Origin of the sequence: Pedobacter sp. AJM (genome assembly GCF_002197755.1) — a bacterium.
Lineage (GTDB): Bacteria > Bacteroidota > Bacteroidia > Sphingobacteriales > Sphingobacteriaceae > Pedobacter.
Window position 1 is genome coordinate 1017739 of sequence record NZ_NHOT01000003.1, and the last position, 20882, is coordinate 1038620.

The 20882-nt window shown below is 40.7% G+C and carries 16 protein-coding genes; 4 read left to right on the plus strand and 12 right to left on the minus strand.

Features of this window, described 5'->3' with window-relative positions; all coding sequences use genetic code 11:
• The first annotated feature begins 5 nt into the window (after window positions 1-5).
• Complete coding sequence (locus CBW18_RS10150; protein WP_088301165.1) at window positions 6-1364, plus strand: RagB/SusD family nutrient uptake outer membrane protein; 1359 nt, start codon at window positions 6-8, stop codon at window positions 1362-1364.
• A 42-nt stretch (window positions 1365-1406) separates the two neighbouring features.
• On the opposite strand, the gene CBW18_RS10155 is transcribed toward CBW18_RS10150, so the two are convergent.
• The 7 genes from CBW18_RS10155 to CBW18_RS10200 form a co-directional block, all read right to left on the minus strand.
• Entirely contained in the window at window positions 1407-1739 is a 333-nt protein-coding gene (locus CBW18_RS10155; protein ID WP_140418657.1) for a hypothetical protein, read from the minus strand.
• Window positions 1740-1793: 54 nt separating this feature from the next.
• The gene (locus CBW18_RS10160; protein ID WP_088301167.1) at window positions 1794-2330 is read right to left on the minus strand and encodes a hypothetical protein; all 537 of its coding nucleotides are present in this window, start codon (window positions 2328-2330) and stop codon (window positions 1794-1796) included.
• Between the two features lie 192 nt (window positions 2331-2522).
• Entirely contained in the window at window positions 2523-3068 is a 546-nt protein-coding gene (locus tag CBW18_RS10165; RefSeq protein WP_140418658.1) for a hypothetical protein, read from the minus strand.
• A 744-nt stretch (window positions 3069-3812) separates the two neighbouring features.
• The gene (locus CBW18_RS10175; protein WP_088301170.1) at window positions 3813-4787 is read right to left on the minus strand and encodes a DUF5712 family protein; all 975 of its coding nucleotides are present in this window, start codon (window positions 4785-4787) and stop codon (window positions 3813-3815) included.
• A 2-nt stretch (window positions 4788-4789) separates the two neighbouring features.
• Window positions 4790-5353, minus strand: a complete 564-nt coding sequence (locus tag CBW18_RS10180) for a BfmA/BtgA family mobilization protein (RefSeq protein WP_088301171.1) — start codon at window positions 5351-5353, stop codon at window positions 4790-4792.
• Window positions 5354-6059: 706 nt separating this feature from the next.
• Entirely contained in the window at window positions 6060-6374 is a 315-nt protein-coding gene (locus tag CBW18_RS10195; RefSeq protein ID WP_088301174.1) for a helix-turn-helix domain-containing protein, read from the minus strand.
• A gap of 147 nt (window positions 6375-6521) precedes the next feature.
• Window positions 6522-7277 carry a hypothetical protein gene (locus CBW18_RS10200; protein WP_088301175.1) on the minus strand — a complete coding sequence of 252 codons (756 nt, stop codon included), beginning with the start codon at window positions 7275-7277 and terminating at the stop codon, window positions 6522-6524.
• A 416-nt stretch (window positions 7278-7693) separates the two neighbouring features.
• On the opposite strand from CBW18_RS10200, the gene CBW18_RS10205 reads away from it, so the two are divergent.
• The gene (locus CBW18_RS10205) at window positions 7694-8128 is read left to right on the plus strand and encodes a hypothetical protein (RefSeq protein ID WP_140418659.1); all 435 of its coding nucleotides are present in this window, start codon (window positions 7694-7696) and stop codon (window positions 8126-8128) included.
• Window positions 8129-8542: 414 nt separating this feature from the next.
• Here the strand turns inward: CBW18_RS10205 and CBW18_RS10215 are convergent, their stop codons facing one another.
• On the minus strand, window positions 8543-11152 hold the full coding sequence (locus CBW18_RS10215) for an AAA family ATPase (protein ID WP_088301178.1): 2610 nt from the start codon (window positions 11150-11152) through the stop codon (window positions 8543-8545).
• Between the two features lie 226 nt (window positions 11153-11378).
• Between CBW18_RS10215 and CBW18_RS10220 the strand changes: the two genes are divergently transcribed.
• Window positions 11379-13301, plus strand: coding sequence for an AAA family ATPase (locus tag CBW18_RS10220; RefSeq protein ID WP_088301179.1), 1923 nt, complete (start codon window positions 11379-11381; stop codon window positions 13299-13301).
• Between the two features lie 3 nt (window positions 13302-13304).
• Window positions 13305-14399 carry an HNH endonuclease gene (locus tag CBW18_RS10225; RefSeq protein WP_088301180.1) on the plus strand — a complete coding sequence of 365 codons (1095 nt, stop codon included), beginning with the start codon at window positions 13305-13307 and terminating at the stop codon, window positions 14397-14399.
• Between the two features lie 88 nt (window positions 14400-14487).
• Here the strand turns inward: CBW18_RS10225 and CBW18_RS10230 are convergent, their stop codons facing one another.
• From CBW18_RS10230 to CBW18_RS10250, 4 genes are all read right to left on the minus strand, one after another.
• Window positions 14488-15678 (minus strand): hypothetical protein, encoded by a 1191-nt coding sequence (locus tag CBW18_RS10230; RefSeq protein ID WP_140418660.1) that lies wholly within the window; start codon window positions 15676-15678, stop codon window positions 14488-14490.
• An 8-nt stretch (window positions 15679-15686) separates the two neighbouring features.
• Window positions 15687-16397, minus strand: a complete 711-nt coding sequence (locus CBW18_RS10235; RefSeq protein ID WP_088301182.1) for a hypothetical protein — start codon at window positions 16395-16397, stop codon at window positions 15687-15689.
• 1622 nt (window positions 16398-18019) lie between these two features.
• Window positions 18020-18505: a site-specific integrase gene (locus CBW18_RS10245; protein ID WP_216359217.1), complete on the minus strand. Its 486-nt coding sequence runs from the start codon at window positions 18503-18505 to the stop codon at window positions 18020-18022.
• A gap of 547 nt (window positions 18506-19052) precedes the next feature.
• Window positions 19053-20534 carry an RNA-binding domain-containing protein gene (locus CBW18_RS10250; RefSeq protein WP_088301183.1) on the minus strand — a complete coding sequence of 494 codons (1482 nt, stop codon included), beginning with the start codon at window positions 20532-20534 and terminating at the stop codon, window positions 19053-19055.
• Window positions 20535-20882 lie beyond the last annotated feature (348 nt).

The window sequence follows — 20882 nt, forward strand, 5'->3', positions numbered from 1 at the left end:
AAGACATGAAAACATTCAGTATTTTGATAGCGGTATGCGCGATCTGTACCCTAGCATCCTGCAAGAAATTTCTTGATAAAGAGCCTAAAAAATCCCTGGTAATCCTCAGGACCCTCGCCGACCTCCAGGGAATTTTGGACGATTACGAAAACATCATCAATGAACCTTACTCAATGGAAATGAGCGCTGATGACTACTACCTCACCACTGCTGATTTCCTGGCCCTGAACGGGGAAGAGAACAGACGGGTCTATACATGGGAACCCAGCTATCTCTTCGGGAGTGGGGCAGCAACGGAATGGTATTTTTCCTATCAGCACATCTATAGGGCAAATACTGTTCTGGAAGTCATTGATGGCATCCAGCGGACACCTTCCAACGCCTCAGAATGGGACAATTTAAAGGGTCAGGCATATTTTTTAAGGGCCAGGGCTTTATTGGGTGTCGTCAATACCTGGACATCTGCATATGACCCAAGATCTTCTTCCACCGAACTTGGGGTGCCAATCCGGTTGGGTACAGATTTTAATGTACCTTCAACAAGATCAACTCTTGAGGAAAGCTATAAGCAGGTTATTACTGATCTCAAGGAAGCGATTCCACTGCTGCAACAAAATCCCCTGCACGTTTTTAGATCATCAAAACCTGCTGCATTGGGATTATTAGCCAGGGTCTATCTATTTATGGGGCAATATGATAAATGTCTGGAGTATGCAGATAGTTATTTGAAGATTAAAAATACCCTGATTGATTACAATACCTTAAATCCAGCTACCAATTACCCGGTTCAGGAGTTCAACAGCGAGGTAGCTTATGCCTGCGCCATGCCGACACCTCAGGCTCTTGGGGTTTCAAGGGGAAAGGTAGATACAGTGCTTTTTAGGACTTACCAAAATGGAGACCTCAGAAAAACTATCTTTTTCAGGGATAACAAAAACGGTACTTATGGCTTTAGGGGAAGTTACCAGGGAAGTCTTTACCTTTTTTCAGGGATTGCCACAGATGAAGTTTTTCTGATGAGGGCAGAGAGTTATGCGCGGCTTGGAAACCTAGACGCAGCAACTGATGACCTTAACACTTTGCTTAAGTCAAGATGGAGCAAATCACAGGCATTTATCCCGGTTTCGATAAAAAATAAAAATGAAATGCTAAGTATGGTATTATTAGAAAGGAGAAAAGAGCTGTTGTTTAGAGGCCTAAGGTGGCCAGAGCTAAAAAGACTGAATAGGGACGGGGCAAATATTCTGGTTTCAAGAAATGTCAATAACAGGATTTATACCTTAAAACCTAATGATCTGCGATATGCTTTACCTATCCCAGAAGGGATTATTGGTCTGACCGGAATGCAGCAAAACCCCAGATAAAAAAAGCTGTTGTCAGCAGAACACTGACAACAGCTGATAATATTACTCGAACGGACGTTTAGAAACATTCGTATCTTCCATTACATCCTGATCCGTTTTGTCCTCCAGGTAACTATCGATAGTCGTTGGGACTGTAACTTGACAAGGAATCTGCGCAAGACCACCACAAGGTGATGCATCTCCTGGATCGCTTGACCAGTTTGCCGGGTCATTCGCACCGGCTACATCACTACCGGTATAGTAGTAAGTGGTCGCCTTTTCATTGATGTTTTTGTTTTCTTTGTTAAAAGGTTTAAACGCAAAGGTCAAACCCATAATTGCTACAAGAGCAAATGTAAACATAGCTCCCAGCCATGTTTTTTTATTGTTTTTCATGTTTCTTACCATGATATGCGACTTTTTATAAAATCAAAAAAGTGTTCCAAAAACTTATGTTTTATGTTTAGTTAAGGTTGTCCTTAGGCGGACCTCGCCGGGAACATTTTCATTAACGATGAATCTTGTTCCCATTTCCCGGATGACGTTGTCAGCAGCATCCGGGATAACCGCGAAGAGGCTGTGTTTGCGGTCGTGAACAAATCTGTGAAGAACCCTCTTTTGAGCATCAGGATACCATAAGTCCAACCTGCCATGATGGACGTAAATCCTGGTCACTGCAGTAATGCAGTAAATGATAAATCTGATAAACAGCATTACCATATAGGCGAGTGTGGCAATAAAGGACATGATCCTGGCCACCTGTGTTATCTTTGCTGTATCTAAAACTTTCATCCCTTTACACTGACTTTGTTTTCCTTTTGAAAAGCGGCGCAACCTTGGCGCTGGCCTGCCCTGTATTTTGCACTTTATCGTTGTACCCACGTTCCATATACCAGATGCCCGGCCTTTCTTTCCAGTACCGCGGGCTTTGACCTGATTTACAGGCATTACCTCGGGGGCCTGTAAATCGGTTCTGATATTTACCATCAGGAATTAATGGCAGCCAAGTCGGTACTCCCCATCAATTTTTTTATGATATAATTAAAGTTAGGTCCATCAGATTTAGGGAACCCCAGCACAATTCGGGAATTTATAGTGTCCTTTTTGAGTATTCCAGGGTGGAAAAAGAGAATGATTTACCGACTTTCAGGAATGTAAGACAGCAGGTAGAGAACTGATTTATTTTCGGAAAAATTTTTTCTTGATCTTGTAGAGGTATTTAGTCTCAATATTAAGTATAGAAGCGAGTACATCATGGATTAGCTTTTCCATCAGTCTAGGGTGCTCTTCCCTGAACAACAGGTATCTTTTTTCTGCATGCCCAATCTTTAGTAACTGCTCCCGGTTTTTAACCGTATTCAGTTGTTCTTCGTAAATTTCAATCAGCATGAACAATAAAGTGGGGTTTTGTTCTATAATGTGTTTTGCCCTGGGCAGACTCAACAAACTCACCGTGCTGTCCTTAAGGAAATAAATATATTCACTGCTGGAAACAGAACTAAAAAAACTGGTGGAAGAAAGAAAAAATCCATTTTCAACTGCCCAGGATATATGCCGCTTTCTATCCTCTAAAGAATAACCGCAGACCAGGCCACTTTCCATGAAGCAGATAAATGAGGAAGGGTTATAAGGTGTGTTCAGGAACATGCCTTTCTCAAATCTTTGGCACACAAAAAGCTGCTCCAGCAATTTTACAAGTTGCTGGTCAGCATATTTAAGTTCCATAAGTCTTTGAGTCAGGCTGTCCATATTTTTTATATGGGGAATTAATCCCAAATTTTATCTTGTTTTTCCGAAACATAAATCATCCCTAACCCAGATACAAATATTTTACACCAGGAGTAGTTCTGGTTGGACGAGTAGGCTTTTGACCGTGACGAAAGCTTCCCAGCACATTTCCAAAATTCCGAATGAAGATTTTATAAAATGCCCACATTTGTCGGCATTTTAGGCGATTTTTTCAGCTAATTTTGCCGTTTTAAAATTTCCGTTCACAGAAAAATAAAATTCACCAGAATAAAAAACGAATGACCTAGGCCAAATAGGCTTTTGCGTGGTGAAACGATGTTTCTGCATGGTAAAATAAAGTTTGACTGTTTCTTTAAGCCGTTGATTCCTTCTGTAGCGCATCATTAGCGATTAAATGATAGCGCGGTTTATAATCTCCGCTGATACCAACGTGACGCTGAACCAGTAAGTTTCGGACAGATCTGCTCCAAGTTCAAATGCATTCCGATGTAAACTTTATACCGGTTGCAGGAAACCCAGGAAATGTATAGCTTAAGAAAAAACAATTATAGCAGGTCTTCACTTTAGAAGGTGCGATAGTCCCGGACAGTTTTTTCGGTAGATGCAAAAAGCAAACGAAGGGAAGGCCCAGCGGATGGGGTTTGCAGGCCGCAATTGTGCGGGGGTCACTCCAACCAACCCTTATTAAATTAGCTTCCCAGACACTTTTGCAATACCCTATCAACGCTGCATACCCTGACCCTGCTTCCTTGACTTTTTACGCCGTCGCTTTTCAGCCTCCTCAATAGTATCAGCCGCAATATCGGGAACATACACAGGCGCTATCAATACCTCTAAAAATTCTCCAACTGATTTACCTGTTACTTGCAACATATCTCCGACAGAAGAAAACAATCCTTTAACTACATCACGAGCAAGATCATTAGCTACTGATCTACTTTGATAGCTTTTTGCAGCCCCCTCCAGCAGAACATCCAGCTGCTCCCTTTGCTGTAAAGTGCCGTTCTTTAAAATATTGGCATAGGCCAGCGTATCTTTCAGGTTTCGCTCAAAGCCAAACTGCTCATCAAACAAACGTTCCCCACATTGCTTAAAAGCCATCCGGTCAAACTGCCCCATTTTTTTGGAGTGCTCAGCATTTTTACCTTTCGAACTGTTCATGGGACTAAGTTTTATTTTATTGGTGATATCCCTGCGGCTGACGATCACTTGTATATGCAGCTGGTTTCCACTCTTTTTCTCACCGCGCTTCCGGCTACCATCTTTAACCGCTGCATCCTTATGGCTATAATATCGGTTATGCTCCACCTTACCAAACCAGAGCAAATCCTTATTACTGTTTATCCCAGGACGTCTGAAATTCTTGGCATATTCATCCATTACTTTCTCTGTATATGCTTTCAGCACATTTTTCATATCAGGATCCCCAACCGATTTCCTTAAATACTCTAGTTCTTTCTGGCTTGGACTGATGTTGATCAGGAAAAACTTGGCCTCATGTCGTCCGAGCTTGGCATTGTTTCCATCCAGTGCTCTACGTACTTCATACGCCTCGACATCTTGCCGCTTTCCGTTGAACCATAGTTCTGGCTGCTTAATATCCTCAGTCCGATTCTCCTTTTCCAGGTAATTTACCAGCCCACCGCTGCCGCCCTTGTTACTGGCTTCCTTATTGTCCGTAATATTGATATACATGGCTATAAAAGATCAATCTGGTTTCTGGTTATCCTGATCAGTTCCTCTTTCTCCTTGGCTGAAGTCATCATGCTAAATGCGTCCCTGCTTTTGATATAAGTGCCAAGTATGTAGTGGAACTGTTTTTTAAGCTGCTCTCTGGTCGATAGTTTCACCATGATATTTTTCAGTATCTCATCAGTATTTGATAGTCTGCTGCTGTAATTCTTTCCAGCCGATAAAATTTCACCTTGCCCATTGACCAGGGTAATGTTCTTTTTATCCAATTCCCTTAAAAGGTTATTGATATCCCGATGATTACCGGTCATGCGGTCCACCTCTCTTTTGATCGGAATAAGCAGGTCATTTTCCTGGGTCTTGATAAAACCGATGTAATCCTTGTGCTGCCTGAGCAGTGTATTTTTTAATAGTTCATCATTGATATCCAGCGGATCTTTCTTACTGCGAAAGAAGTAATCCACCATCTGCGCAAATACCAGCCGGTTCGGACGGCCAAGCTTTTGTGCGATTTTATCCATTTTAATCGCAGTCTGCGTATTATATTTTATGGTTCTTAATGTTTCCATTTCAGCTCTTCATTGTTCGTTAAGTAACTTGTTATATATCGCAATATATATTGCCCTATAGATATACAGCTATATAAGCATGCACATATCTGCATATCCACAACCCTGTCTAGGGTCCCTTTTTCTTTAATCCTGCCGCCGTCAGCGGCCAAGAGAACCCCTGGAGGGTTCTCCAAACAGCCTTTACGCTAGCGTAAAGGCTAAGATGGTGAGGCTCTGCCCAACCACCGCTTGCTCCTTTTTCTGAAAATGAAAAAGGACCTTTTGCACACTGCCTCAACCCCCTCAAAGTTTTTTAGTGGGAGACCGATCCAAACAGATCTCCCATAAGAATTATTCAAAAAACTTATTTTTAAATGTTCAAATTATTATGTTACACCACAAAATCCGTAGTGGTCCTTAAGATAAATTGCAGCTCAACACAGCTTGGTCTTCCGAGTTCCAGGATACCCGGCTTCCAAGAAAAGGATTATAGGAAGGGCTATAAAAGATGTACCCAAAAGCCTGAAGCTCACCAATACACTTGTGATAAGTTGAGGTCGAATAGATCTTGGATGAGCGCATCAGCTTGCTCCGGCTGACCTGAAAAGGGTGAGTCAACCCAGAATTTTCCGAGGCAAAGATCAGCGCAGCCAAAAGGCTCACGTGAAACGCCGAAAGCCTTTGATCCGCCTGAATCCGGTCTTTGAGATAATCAAGGTTTTTATCAATGCTCCCCATGTGCCTCCCCCCGAAATAATCGTTTGACAACCGCATTTTCAGGCGTACCGTTACCCAGGATCCGCCTGACATCCTCGCGGCTAAAATACACGATACGGCCAATCTTGGTAAAAGGCAGTTTGCCGCTTACCCGTAGATGCAGCAAGGTGCCGGCTGAAATTTTCATCAGCTTCCTGACCTCAGAACTTTTCAGGTATTCATCAGGCGTTGCCGTTTGGAGCGGAACAATTTTTTTGATCTCTTCTATCAGCTCGCTTTTTAGTTCAAGCAGATCACTTTTGGTTACCAGGTCTAAATTCATGTCTCTTAAAATTTAATGATCAATGCTCTCCAACTTGCTACAGACAAATAGCTATCTGTACGGAGATTTCACATCAAAAGTAGGGGCAGTAACATGCAATCAGATGCCCAATGGAGGTGTTTGGGCATAGCTGCGCTTTAAAATGAACTAATGTTGGTTTGCGGGTATAACCGGAACAATATTAAAAGCTCGATCCTTGTCGGAAATAAAAATATATTTAGAGGAGTCTTCAGAAGAAAAATAATTCTGGGCCGTTGCCAGCGGTATCGGCTTGTCTCCATGCACAAAATTCTTGGCAACCATTTTATACCATGGGCTATAACCTTGAGTGGTTACCAGTCTTTTGCCATTTGGCAGCATCAGTTTTTGAAGCTGACGCATGAGATCCATAAATGACGCTAAATTCCCACTGTTGATTACTATTTTTTCACTCGCCTCATAATGCTGGATTTCATCGAGCTGAGCCTGTAAATCTGCCAGATTTCTTTTAAGCTGCGCAATTTCTGCATCCCTTTGACTCAGCATCTTTTCTGTCGAAGTGTTTACATTCCATTCATCAATGGTAATTAAGAATTCTTGGAAGGCTTCTAATTTATCAAGATTGGCCGAGTGAATCTCATATACGGATTTGAACGGATCCTTAGCTGAATAAAAAGTAATTCTTCTTTGAATGCTGCGGTTTACCTTACGGAAAAACGCCTCACGCCCATCTGGATTCCGGACCAGATAGTGGTTTAAATGAAAATCGTAAAACGCTTTGTATTCACTTTCAGGAAGACTATAAAGTTTCAGTGCAAAGAAATTGTCCTCTAATTTTCTGTTGGAGAATAGCGGGTTGCCAATCTCATAAGGATGCTGAGAAAAGTCGAATCTCCTTCGAAATTTAAAAAAACGTTCAGTCATGATAAATTATGAGTGGCGTCCCTTTCAGTAACCAGACGGGGAACTGTTAACAATTAATAGCAATATACAAATATTCAGGTCTGTAGGCAAATTACGGATATTGCCATTTCTGAATTTGTTTTTTAGGAATGCAACCCATTGGACGGGAATACACTTACTATTGGAAGAGACGTTCAAAGAATCTACTTTAATCAAAGTGGCACATAAATTACAATAATCACAACAACTTACATGAAGTATTTTTAAAGGAGACTATGAAGATAAAAGGAAGATCACCAGTTTGATGGACCATAAAAAATTGTCTCATATAGAAGTATCCATCAAACTGTTCTTGTGGCTGAGGTAATGTGGCTATTAGATTATTTAAATACGGTTCTTGAATAGAAAAACATGCAAATAAAATATGTAAGATACCCTTGGAAAGTCAGCTGCAACACGATTATTATAGCTTTATGTCTACCCAGCAGGGAATAGGAGATGTGAAAATTGAGATTTCCGATATCGCCAGCGTCCGGGTTGATTTGCTGTTCAATTTTATTTCCTATCACATCTGCACTGAGGTAAAACGGGAACTTCAGGATTGCAGCTTTGAACACCTCGATAACGAATATCTCGGCCAGAGTATGGAATATGGTAATACTTCCGCTAAACTCGGCATTTTGCTTGTACTCGATCTCACTGAAAAGCCAAATGGTATGGGATCATTTGAATCCAGGGTTAAGCTTGAGATAGCCTCGACTTCAGCAGTTCAGGATCGACGCGGGATTGTGATTATCACTGTGCCGGGAAACAGGGTTACGCCCAGCATGGTAAAGAAAACTGTGAAAAAGATAAATCTAATGCATGGATAGTTGTTAATGAGAGACTTAAAGAATTTCGAAACCTTCTTGTGAATTGAAAGAACTCACCTTCTGAAAAGGATATATCTCTATGCCTTATGTATTTTTTACTAAAATTATTAGTAAATTTACACTCGCTATGCATCCATTTCAAATCTTATCGTTTATCAACGGTCTCCAAAGACAAATCCATGTCTTTCCGCTCGCGGCTTCAGACACAGATCTGTTTAAGATTTCTATAGCAATTGATGGAAGGTCAATTTCAACGGTATTATCCTTTAGTAGTGGGCATTGGCGAGTAATTGGTCCCCTGGTACCGGGCATTAATTCTTTCGATAAGCTTGAAATCGATTCGATAGGTCACCGCATCCTGGAGCATTGCTGTTGTCAATTGGCCAATAAACTGCAAAACTTTCAGTCCTACATTTAAGCAACAGTTTTTTTGAAGTTGTTGATTTTGATACGGATCTCATCATAACGTTTAATTTCAGCATCCAGGTCTTCCAGATTGGGTCTTTTGTAGGCATATTGGTCACTGTGGCTGTGGCCCTCCATATACCTGCAACACAGTCCAAAGCTTTCCATCATTTCTTTCTTGAGGTCCTGGTCGATGAATACCTTATCCATGCTGTCCACGCTTACCCGCTCAATGAAACGTTGTACCACCCCGTTGAAGAAGCCAAAAACCACCAAGGTTTCATAGCAGGTCCGAAGGGCAGTAAAACCCTGCTGGATATACATTTCTCGCATTGCTGCGGGGCAGTCGTCTTTCTTGGCCAGATGATAAAAATTCCGGGGCTTTTCTGCAGTTTTGTATTCTTTTTCATAAGACGGTGAATTTTTAAGCGAAATGTAACCCGGTTTTCCCTCACGCTGCTCAATCCAGTGACATATATGCTCTTTTCCATGGTCCTTACAAATGCCGATCAGTTGCGAGACAAATACCAGATCGTGGGTGAAAACAATGACCTGCCTTTTATCAGACTCATTTACCAGTCTGCCGGCGATCTGTGCCTTGCGCCCCTCATCAAGTGAAGTCACGGGATCATCAAAAACCACTCCTTTGTTTATTCCTGAAAGGATTGTCTCTGAAAGGAAGTCGGCAAGTGAAATGACTTTCTGTTCGCCTTCACTGAGTACCTCTGCCGGTTGTTTGCCTTTTAAATTCAGCTGTCTATATGATGTGCCCGATGATCCGGAATGGGTAATACTGATTCCAAAATTGCCATCTAGCGTACTGCATTCAGCGTTAAAATGATCGATATAGGCCTGGTTAAAATATATTCCCGAGAGTTCTTTTTCTTTGTTTGTTACATCTCTTTTGTTGATGCTGGTTTTCCCCTTGCTTGCTATGCTCACCCACTGGGCATCTGCAATCGCTTTTTCTATTTTACTAAAGTGATCCTCTAGCTTCTCTTTGTGATTGATTAGCACAATCTTTTGGGAGAGCGCGTTGATCTCCTTGGTCGCGTCCGACTCTTCCAGGACTTTTATCTGCTGATCAATATCTAAATCCAGCTCTTCGATGAGATCCAGGTTAGCCTGAAATCCCGTAAGTAAACTGGTGCCCCTATTTTCAATCTGCGCAGCCAGAGCCTTTTTAGCATCTTCGAGTTTCAATAGATCAGCTAGAATTGCCGCAAGCGCATCCGGCTTTTTGTCGGAAAGCCATTTGTACAGAACAGTAGTATCGGCAAGAAGATCCAGGTTTAAATCTTTTACCGCTTTGAGTGCATTTTCCAAGTCTTTCTGCGCATCAGCAGTGTCCTGCTCAGCTTTGCTCTTGATAAAAGTCCAATAAGCGGATACCAGTTTTCTTGCCTCCTCGCTGAGTGGCTGGTTACAGAGTAAACAGGCGTCATCAGGCGTAGGGTAGGGCGCTACCTGGGGATGCTGCAGTTTGGCAAATTGGTCAGTAGCCAGAATAAAGTCACGCCATTCCTTGCCCCCTATAGCTGAAATTTTTTCGCTCTGAAACTGTTCAACACTATTTTGTGTTGCCAGCTTAGCCTTATCAACCGCATTTACAATGACCTGCTGTGCTTTGGTGAGTTGTTCCACCGTGAAAAAACGGTTGGCTTTAACGATACCTGCCTTTAGGTCGGCCAGAAATTTTTTCTGTTGCCGCAAATCTTCGATTTCCTTATCTTTTTTAAGCGCTACCAATGCAGCCTTCTGCTCTTCGAGCGTCTTTCGGGATGCCTTATCCTCATCTGTAAATGGCCTGTAACGGTCAAAATGCTCAACTTTGGTTTTTGAAGAGATTTGATTAATGACGTTTTTAACTTCGGATTCACCATCAAATAAGCCTTCCAGATTATGAATTGCCGAATGGTCCTGAATAGCTGCGTTCAACCGCTCTTCTATTGCCTTATATGCCTCTGACAGTTCAGCAAAATACATCAGCCCTGCGGGGCGGAACTCAAACTGGTTCTTGTTGTTCAGGTGGGCATGAACCGCTTTTTCATCAAATACCGAAAACTGTTTAAAGGCCGGGTTATCACAGTCCTTTGGATATTCCAGCTCAAAATTGCTGTCTCCCTGAAAACTAAAAACTGCTTTTTTATCGAGCGGGTTATCAATATGGATGTTGGAAAGAATTTTCTTCTCACCTTTGGTAATAAAAACATTATTGAGCAACCGGATATATCCCGATTTACCAGAACCATTAGCACCATAAATAATAGTCAGGTTCTTGCCGAATTCTATGGCCTGACCAGCAACAAGTGCATTGATTCCTTCCACCTCCGATACTTTACTCAGTAATAAATTCTCTCTAAAGCCTCCTCCGTTGGTACTACAGCTGATATTGATATCTTCACGGCCGGCAGATTTCTCCTTCAGTCCCGCATCTTCCAAAAGCAGGTGATAGGCCTGGTCGTAGATCTCATCATCAATGCTTTCGCCGGAGAGTATTTTTTGGGAAATAAACTGCGCCCAGTAAGGCAGTTTTGCAGTAAAAAGTTGGATATCTGATTCCAGTGTTCTGGTCGGCTGATCAGCGGCAGCCTGCTGGGCAGTGTTATTTTCTTCCATGGTGAGCGTTAGATTTAGTGAAAAATATAAGCTCGAATTTGCATTATTTTCGGGAAACTTAAAAATCTAAACTCCCATCAGCACGATATCGCTTTCGGTTCTTGTGAAATATCAATAAGATTTTAAATCCGGGAAACAACTTAGCTCGAAAATTTACACCCCAGGCTGTTATTCACCTTTTGTTAAGTATCATTATCTGTTATATTTGCCCTTAACATCTAAAATTATGCAACTCTTATACCTTTACATCCAGGACCACCATACCTTATCTAGCCAGAACCTCAACTTTGGCGGACCACTTCGTTTTTTCTACGACCAGCAGCAGTCAACACTCACGGTTAGCGAAAACCCACAACATGTAGAGGGCTTTTTCCAGACTTCTGTTCCAGCCCCAGCAGATGCCCTCATTAATAACGTTAGCGCAATCATCGGTCAGAACGGAACCGGAAAAACATCCGTGCTCAATTTTATCAAAGAAGAACTCAGTGGCGGAATTAGCGGACTCCGCACTCCAATTCTTCTGGCAACCAGACACGTAGACGGTCAGGTCATCCTCTTTCGCTGCAGCGACATTTCCTTAACAGGCGGAAATTACCAGAACTTTGGAGTGGAACTCTCCACATTATCCTTAGAGGAACAAAACGGGTATGCTTCCCGAGGCTATCAGGATGAGGAAAACCAGCCTTTTCTGACTGAGACCAGTTTCATCTCATTTTCCAATGTTTTTGATGGAAGATCCAACAACATCGGCTCAGGTCTGCGGGATATCTCTACTGACTATCTGCTTAGCTCAGAGCGTTACTATGAAACGAGTATGCGGATACAGCACAGAGAGGAGGGAAGTGAACTGGAAACTTTTAGGTTCAATGAGACCGAGCGGCAGATCGATTTTATTAACTTTTTTAAACTGAAAGAAATTATACCTTTCAAGCTTCCAGATAAACTGACCGTAAGTTCCAAGCGGCAATATACCTATCGCAATTATCTAAACCATAGCAAGGAAAAAGGCGCACTTGAACACAACGGATTAAAACCTATTGCTGAAAGAATAGTAAATTGCCTGGAAGAAATCAAAATTAGTGAAGACGGTTTTAGAGTATGGATGATCGATTTTTTTTACGTGCAGTCCCTGCTTAATTTTCTCCAGGAAATGGACTTGCATGTTAGAGATCCTTTAGCCAATATACGGTTTGAATTACAACAGACAGACTTTTCCGCATACGATCTCAAATCTATTAATTCATTTTTGATCACACAACTCGAGCAACTTTCAAACAAGCAAGAGGACATCCGAACTTTGTATGAAATGGCGGTTGCCCTTCAGGATATGCACCGCTACATCGAAATGCATGCAACAGGCGAGGAGGTTCAGATGTTAAAAGAAGGGCGCTCGTTCGAATTGGAGATTAATAACGATCAGTTTGAAAAGTTTTATTCCTATTATAAGAAAACCTTTAAGCACAGGCCTTATCTGAGCTTTGACTGGAGAAGCATCAGCTCTGGTGAAAAAGCCTTTTTAAACATCTATGCGAGGCTTTTTTCTCTCTCTGATCGCCAAAATAGATTTAACGACAGACGGCTTGCCCAAAACGTCGTTATTCTCATCGATGAAGGCGATCTCTACCTCCACCCCGAATGGCAGCGCCGTTTCGTCTTCTTGCTCTGCGAATTCCTGACCAAATGCTACACATCCCAAAACGGTGAAACCAGGTCCATCCAGGTGATATTCACCAGCAATTCGCCTATACCTGTTTCTGACCTGCCCAATGGCAACATCATATTCCTGCAGAAATTAAACGGAAAAACCCTCGCCAAAAATAGCCTAGAAGATAAAAAACAGACCTTTGGTGCCAACATCCATACCCTGCTTTCAGATGGTTTTTTCCTCAGCCATGGACTCATGGGCGAATTCGCCAAACAAAAAATCAATTCCATCATCGAAATGCTTCAAGGCAGTAGGGAAGAGGTCATGAAAAACAGGACGATGATCGAAAAAAACATCTCTCTGATTGGCGAACCTTTGATCCGTACCAAACTCGTTCAGATGTTTACCGAGAAGCTACAGATGAACATGATGGACGTAGATGAGCGTCTGCGTAAATTAGAATCAGAAATCGATCAATTGAAGGCCCAACAAAACAAAGGATAAAAAATGTTTCATTTCACCAAAGGCAAAAAAGACGGGTTTACCACATTAGCCGATCAGCATTACCAAAACCTGCGTATGGAAAGGCAGCTTAAAAAAAGCGTCACACGTTATGCCGGTTCCATCCTTAGCCTGGTTGATGATGCTGCTGTTGATAAAGGCGGAAACAACCATACATTTTTTGCTGACCTGCTCGCTGAAGATTATAAATGGCTAAAAACCATTCTCACCGGAACGCCAGCCGAGCTCCAGAACGTTCTTGATCTTTTCGAAGCGAGAGTACTTATCGGCACCTATCCATCCTTGATCACCATCATCAATGGGGAAGAGGTACCCAGTGATTTTGCGAAAATGATTAAAACGGTTTTCGACTACAAGCACTTTTCTGGTAAAAGTGCCCGCTACAGCGCCTACCACTTTTGTCAGCCCATGGGCATGGACGTCTGCCCATATTGCAACCGCAACTACACCCTGACGGTCTACTACCGCGGTCAAGGGCTTATCCGCCCGGAACTCGATCACTACGTGCCCAAAAGTAAATACCCTTATTTGGCACTATCGTTTTACAACCTGATCCCTTCCTGCCATCTCTGCAATGCCAACCTCAAACATGCCAGTCCGATGAACTTTAAGGATTTTATCCACCCTTATGAGCATTCCTTACATGAAATTTTCAAATTCAGCGCCGTATTCAAAAACAAAAAAGAAATAAAATCAACTGAGATTGGAAGCACCTTCGGTACAGCTTTTTTTGCTGGGGAAACAGATAGTTTCGATGTTAAAATTAAATTCAGGCCCGGCGTTCCTTTTTCCATGATCAAAAAGGCCGCTAACAATGCACGGGTGTTCAAACTTCAAAAGATCTACAATGAGCACAAGGACCTGATTGAAGAAATGATCACCGGTGCGGCAGTCTATACCGATACCTATATTAATACGCTCTACAACGACTTCCAGGGTAGCCTATTCTCTTCCAGAGAAGATGTGCTGCGTTTACTGACGCACAACTATTCATCGAAAGACGAAATGTCCAGACGCCCCTTTTCCAAACTTACCAAAGATATTTTTTCGGAATTTGGACTGAAGTATTCCAGTATTTAAGCAATGCTAGCCTGTGAAACTCAAATTTACCGCATTTAATACAACCAATAGGCATATTTAAAACAGTTACTAAATCTCTAGCATCCGGCTATTCTTCCAACGGATACTCTTTTTCAGTGTATTCAGTTCTTGTCATATCAGTAAACCATCCATATGCGCGGGCCAGCGTTTCCAGCTGCGCCAAGGCAATTGGATCTACTCCAATAGCGGCTTCAAAAAGACCAAATTTCCAACCCGTTAGCCCTGCGCTAACTGCTAAAAGCAAGACTTTCCCACTTGCCGGCGCATACTTATGGACATATATTTCCATTGCTTTCTGTAAAATGAAATCCACACTTTCACTACGCTGCCCCAAAGGATAATACATCATCAGATAGCCTATGCCATTAAATTCTGAGTAACTCCTGGCTACTGCATCTGGGATATACTGATACCGATGGACCAATCCAACTAGAGTTTCGCTGAACATCCGGCGTTCAGTTCTGGAAAGCTGCATCAATTCCCTAGCGATCGACTCTCCATTGCGGACTCTTAAAACTTCATGCTCCACCAGCCCATCAATCAAATAACTGATCTGGTTCGCTGCCCGCTTTGACTGGGCCTGTCTGCCATGATGGTACCTTTCCCATAGACCCTTGATCGCCGATTCATCAGTATCATTGATGCTGGTTATCAACTTGTCCGGAAAAATTCTGGCGTGCATTAAAAAAATAGCAATCAGATCTTTCTCGGTAAAATTAAATATCGCTTTGGGATGCGCCAGAAGAAATTCCTCGCGAGCAAGCAGGTACTCAATCAAGTCCGGCATGGTATCCAGTTCTGCTACCATAACCTCAAAAGTTTCTTTATTGACAATTGAAACTATTCCTTTACCAGACTTTTCATCACTAAGGGCGTAATTTTCAAACTGTTCTCCGGCGTTTACCGTTATTTTAAATGCCTTACTGTATCGCCTACGATCAAAGACCTCTGGCGCCCTCTCCGGATGCTGGATCACAATTTCCCGGTCAGAAAAAAACAGTTTTCTTTCGGCGCCATTGAGCTGATCAGTTGATTTAGAAACCACCTTCTTTTTATAGCGCTCATAATTTCCGTTGAAACTGTAATTTTTTACAGAAATGATAATCGCCACCTCCCTGAAACAGATTAACAGGTCACAGATTTCCTTATAATCTCCTTCAATATCCATTGGATTGGGGTAGCACCAGTACTTAAGATAAGAAGCGTAAATTAACTCCGCCACATATTGCTCTGCAAGTTCTCCTTTGTTTTCTTCCATATTTTTTTTTAATTCCACCAGTCATACAGCTGATCAGGTGCAAAATCAAAAAGATGGTCCATCTTACGGGCAAACTTCTTCCGCAAAATTTCACCATTCCGGTTCTGTGTCCTCAGTTCCGCCTGGTAAGCAGTCAGATAATTTAGCAAACGGTAATGAAGTACCATTCGAAGAAGCTTTATCTTACCCTCCCTGAAAATGATAAACTGCTTTGCCGTTTTGACCGATGTTCCCCTGGGTGCCGCTGAGATATGCCAGTTACCTTTCGTACGCGCCTCATGCATGAGTCCACAGCGTACATCGCTGTAAAAGTTAGCAGCGTTAAATGGATAATCAGTTAAACATACCCCATTGGCGTTCCTCGAGAAAAAATGATTTTCAAATAATGGTGCGGTTTTCAAAAAGTCAGTAAACAAAACCTGGCTTTTATGGTATTCATATTTTGAGGCTTTGTTTGCCCGATCATGATTAAAAATCAATCCCGACCGAAAAGCCGCGAACATTTCAATCATTGCGCATTGTACGGTAACGATGGCGAAACCTTCACCCTTCAATGTCCTTTTACCGATTATCGCCTTTATAGGGGCAAAGTATTTTGCATCAATCCGCTCATGAAATAGCTGGATCGCATCCTCCCAGAAAGTAGAAAAATGATAATTCTTGTTAAGCTTTGTTCTGATAACTTTCCATCGGGCTTGTTCTTTGAGAGTTGTAATCATGGTTTTATGAGAATACGTTTGTTCAAACTTATCAAAATATTTAAAGAAATGAGCAACTTGTTCAAGTGGAGATTTCGCTAGGAGACCAACTCATTTCGGAATCTAGGGTCAGCTCGTTTCATTCGAGATCTAACTATTAGAACTAGATTAAATTGACATCATCTCTCCAAAAGTATTTTTTCGCTTAAATATTATTCTCATTGCTTAAGAGTTTGGTGACAAGCTATAAATAAACTGATTGTGCATGCGGAGCATATCAGCGAGGACTCCTCTTTCTAAGCAATGGAAGACATTATAATATAGCCATAAATGACTGGGGTCATTGGACTTATTTTGCTTAATATTTTATGCATATTTGTTATAAACGCATAAAATATTAAGCATGAGATCTAGAAAACCGATATTATTTCCAAAACATAAAAAAATCATGGAGATCCTTGGAGAAAACATTAAGCTTGCTCGAAAGCGCAGGAGTCTTACCATTTTGCAGATGGCAGAAAGGGCAAACCTAAACCGTAACACCATAACCAGTATTGAAAAGGAAGTCCTAATGTTTCGATAGGTGCTTATTTTAATGTGCTCCGCACGATGAACCTACAAGATGATTTCCTTAAGCTGGCTGAGGATGATGAATTTGGGAGAAAACTTCAGGATATAAAACTCTTAGTCGCGTTAAAAGACACTAGTAAATTAAAAACCAAGTAGTTCATTAAATATCTTGCTAAAGTAATAATAAATCATCCATTGTGATTTGGTTCTTCACAATGCTCTTAGAATAAGCTCTTCTCTGTCCATTTTTTAAGTTATTTACGTGAACATTGAAAAATAACATTGAAGAGCTTACTCAGGAACGGCAGGAAGCGAAAAAAGATAAACATTTCCGAATTCCAATCAGATAAGAACACATAGAAACTATACGCGAGGAACCGCAGACTGTTCCGCTAGAAATATTACCACCTTTCTTTCATCTTCATATAAAGAGGTTCATATTCGGGCAAGAAGAATATTCGCGATTCGCGAATTGAAAATCTTTTAAATTGAACGCTGGAGATAAGATCGTGAAATACTTACTATATGCTGCCTAATTCAAAGCATTCCTAGTTTAGTTGTTATCAAAGGTGTCGTTATAGATTTTCTCCATTTCCGCAAACTCTTGCTCAGTGAATTTCTCAAAATTTTTCTTGCTGCGTTTTGGGAAAACATCCATATTTAGATGTAAGAAGATGATAACTTCGTTTAATCTTCTTCAGGCATGTCAATTAGGTTTTGTTACCTACTTTGTTCTTTACCCTTTTTCAGTAAAACGTATATTATTTCAGTAAATTAAATAAAACACCAATATAATTTAGTAAAACAAATACAAAATCAATAAAACTGATATAAAAGAGTTTCATCAGTATTGGATACACATATATTGAAAACTATACGATACAAAAATCAAAAAACTTTTGTGTTGCTATCGGATCAGAATCTAATCACTTGCCCTTCAACAAGCGAAATCTCAATCTTGATCGAACTGACCGACATTGATGTCGGTCAGTTGTGATACCAATATTTTAAAATTTTCTTAATCTGATTGACAAGACAAATTACAATCGATTTCCGTTTACATTGCCAGTAATCTATCTAAAGAGCTTCATAACTTTCATATCACCAGTATCTTCTTCTTTCTTATCTCGGTCTAACAGTTTCTCCTGTAATGCAGACATCTCAGTACTAACTTTCGTATCGATCACCTTCGCATAATGCTGGGTGGTTTTTAAGCTATTGTGGCCAAGCATTTGGGAAACGGTCTCAATCGGCACACCATTTGAAAGCGTAATAGTGGTTGCAAAGGTATGCCTGGCGAGATGATAAGTAAGTACCTTAGTGATGTTACAAAGATCGGCGATTTCTTTCAGGTAACCATTCGTGCGTTGATTAGTGAGCACTGGCAACGCGACTTTTCTCCATCTGCATATCCTGTGATTCTTATACCTGGCAAGAATTACTTTCGCCTCATCCAACAAGGGGATGTGACAGGGTGTTTCCGTTTTCTGTCGTTTGACGAATATCCATAAATTACCGTAATCGCCATTTGTAATCTGATCCAACCGAAGCTGCTTCACATCAATATAGGAAAAAGCCTGTATAGCAACTGAAAATAAAAATGTCAAGAACGATTTATTTTTTATTATCTCATTAACTATCTGATTGTATGCTGAATACCTTATATTAAAATGAATTATTTTGTCACAAATTCATGAAATATTTGTGACACTTTATACTCCCTTTTTTGGCGCAATAAAGAAAAATGAAATGATGTAACCGATAAGTCACGGCCCATCATTGACGGATAAAATGTTCCCTAGCAAGTTTACACCATAAACTATATTTTAACGATTTTACCCAACTAAGGTTAATAAGGAATCTAAATTAACATTGCTTCAATCTTCAACCCCTATAACAGCTACATAGCTAACAATCTATCTAAAAAGCTTCATAACTTTCATAACACCATCATCCGGCTTAAGTTAATGTCAGGCCGGTGACTCAAAAAAGCAATTTTCTCGTTCTTGATACGATAATGGGTATTTCGGCAAAATTGGGGGAAGAACCCGTTTAGTTGAAATATACAGCCATACCTCTTTCGCTTTATATCATTCAGATGATTTTTTATTTCTTGCTAGAGTTATTTTTTAGCCTGTAACCTCCCGTTTTCGGTGCTCCTACAAACTCTATAACATCATTATTAATTAAATTGGTTAGCTCTCTTCTTACAATACTTTTACTCAACTCAACTCCTTCTGTAATAGCATTCGCTCTACTTCCAGGCTCATTCTGAATAAAACTTACTATCCTGCCTAGCCTTTCTCTCACTTTTGTATTTATTTCTTTCCCAAAAGCATGAACAATCAGATCATTTACTGTTGCATTTACTGTTGCATTTACTGTTGCATTTACTGTTGCATTTGTACCTTCACCTTTTTGGTCTCCTAACGGAATAAGAACTCTAAATACAGTCCCCTCTATAAACTCAGGTTTTCCAGATGAATAATATTTTAAATACTTATTCACATTCAATATGCCAGAGCCTAGTTCATCGACCAGACCAAGTTGCATAAAAAATTTTGAGATTGTAGGATTTTTTGAAAAAGGGGCAAATCTATCCGGAGAAATCGGTCCAGAGCCGTGAGGGTTACTGGCATTAACAGTTTCAACATAATCCTTAAATATGGTAAGTGAGGCAGGATAAGCACTCATATACTCCCTATGGGCAAGCATATTTGCAATTATCTCCCTAAAAATTTTCGTTCTGAGACTAACTCGTTGATCGCCCTCCATAAAAAACTTGTCGGGGAGGTGTTGCTCAACAAAAGACATCAATTTCTCGTATGCGGTGATAAGGTTATCCTGTATATAAAGTCTATCGTCAAAACGATCAACTTCTTTAACCCTGAGCAAAGCATCTGTTTTATAGTGAGGTAATATATTTAAGATCGTAAGATCAGTACTAAAAAGGAGGGCAGCAGCCAGCGTATATCCTTCCTCTCCAGTCTGGAAATCCCTTCTCCAGAACCCAGCCTTTTCCAAAAGCTGTCTATCATCTAGGGAAAGCCAAGGATGACTTGCATTGTTACTGCGGATTAGGTTTCGCACTTTTATAAAAATAGCTTTATCAAAATGTTCAAATTTCAGAAAAGGATAAATCTTACTTTCTGTATAATGAGTTCTTTTTCGATTATGCATTTCCGCGATACGATTAGCCTGAAATATCCTAAAATCCCCATCATCGCTGCGATCGTATATTACTTTGTTACTGCTATGGACTTGGGAACTCTCCGGCACCTGAACATGTATTATATATTTATCATCAAGCTTATGAATAACTGGGAAAAGAATATAAGGCGGATCCAGTTTCTGCGGATTGTTACTCATATTGACCAAATCTGTTTTCATCGCATCCACTTTAGATGGATCAATACCGATCACGGTGCCGTCATCATCTACGCCGAGCAGAATATCCCCCCCTTCACGATTCAGCATTGCCGCTACAGACTCAAATAAGTTCGACGGGATTGTGGTCAGAGATTTTTTAAACTCAAGCCTAATATTTTCTCGTTTTCCCAATAGGGTCCTTACTTTCTCTATGCTCATGCTATGATACTTGACTTCAGCTTATTAATTAAATTGGTTTATTTTAAGGTTTTGATCAAATGTGTCTAAAATTTTGTAAAAAAACTGAAATAAACCTTTTGATCCCCAAAATTGTTATTTGGAATAGTCTTAAAAATTTCTCCCAACCAAAACCTTACTTGATCAAAATTTTGTTCTGATTTAATCGAATCCACAAAACTGCAAAAACAAAAATAAGATATTGGATCATAATTTCTCAAACTAGATTAGCGAAACCACTTACTTTTTAATTACCAATTCAACATTAGACCTCATTGTACCTAAAGAAAATGCTGTGGAACGAAGCATGACTATGCTATAGCTAAACAA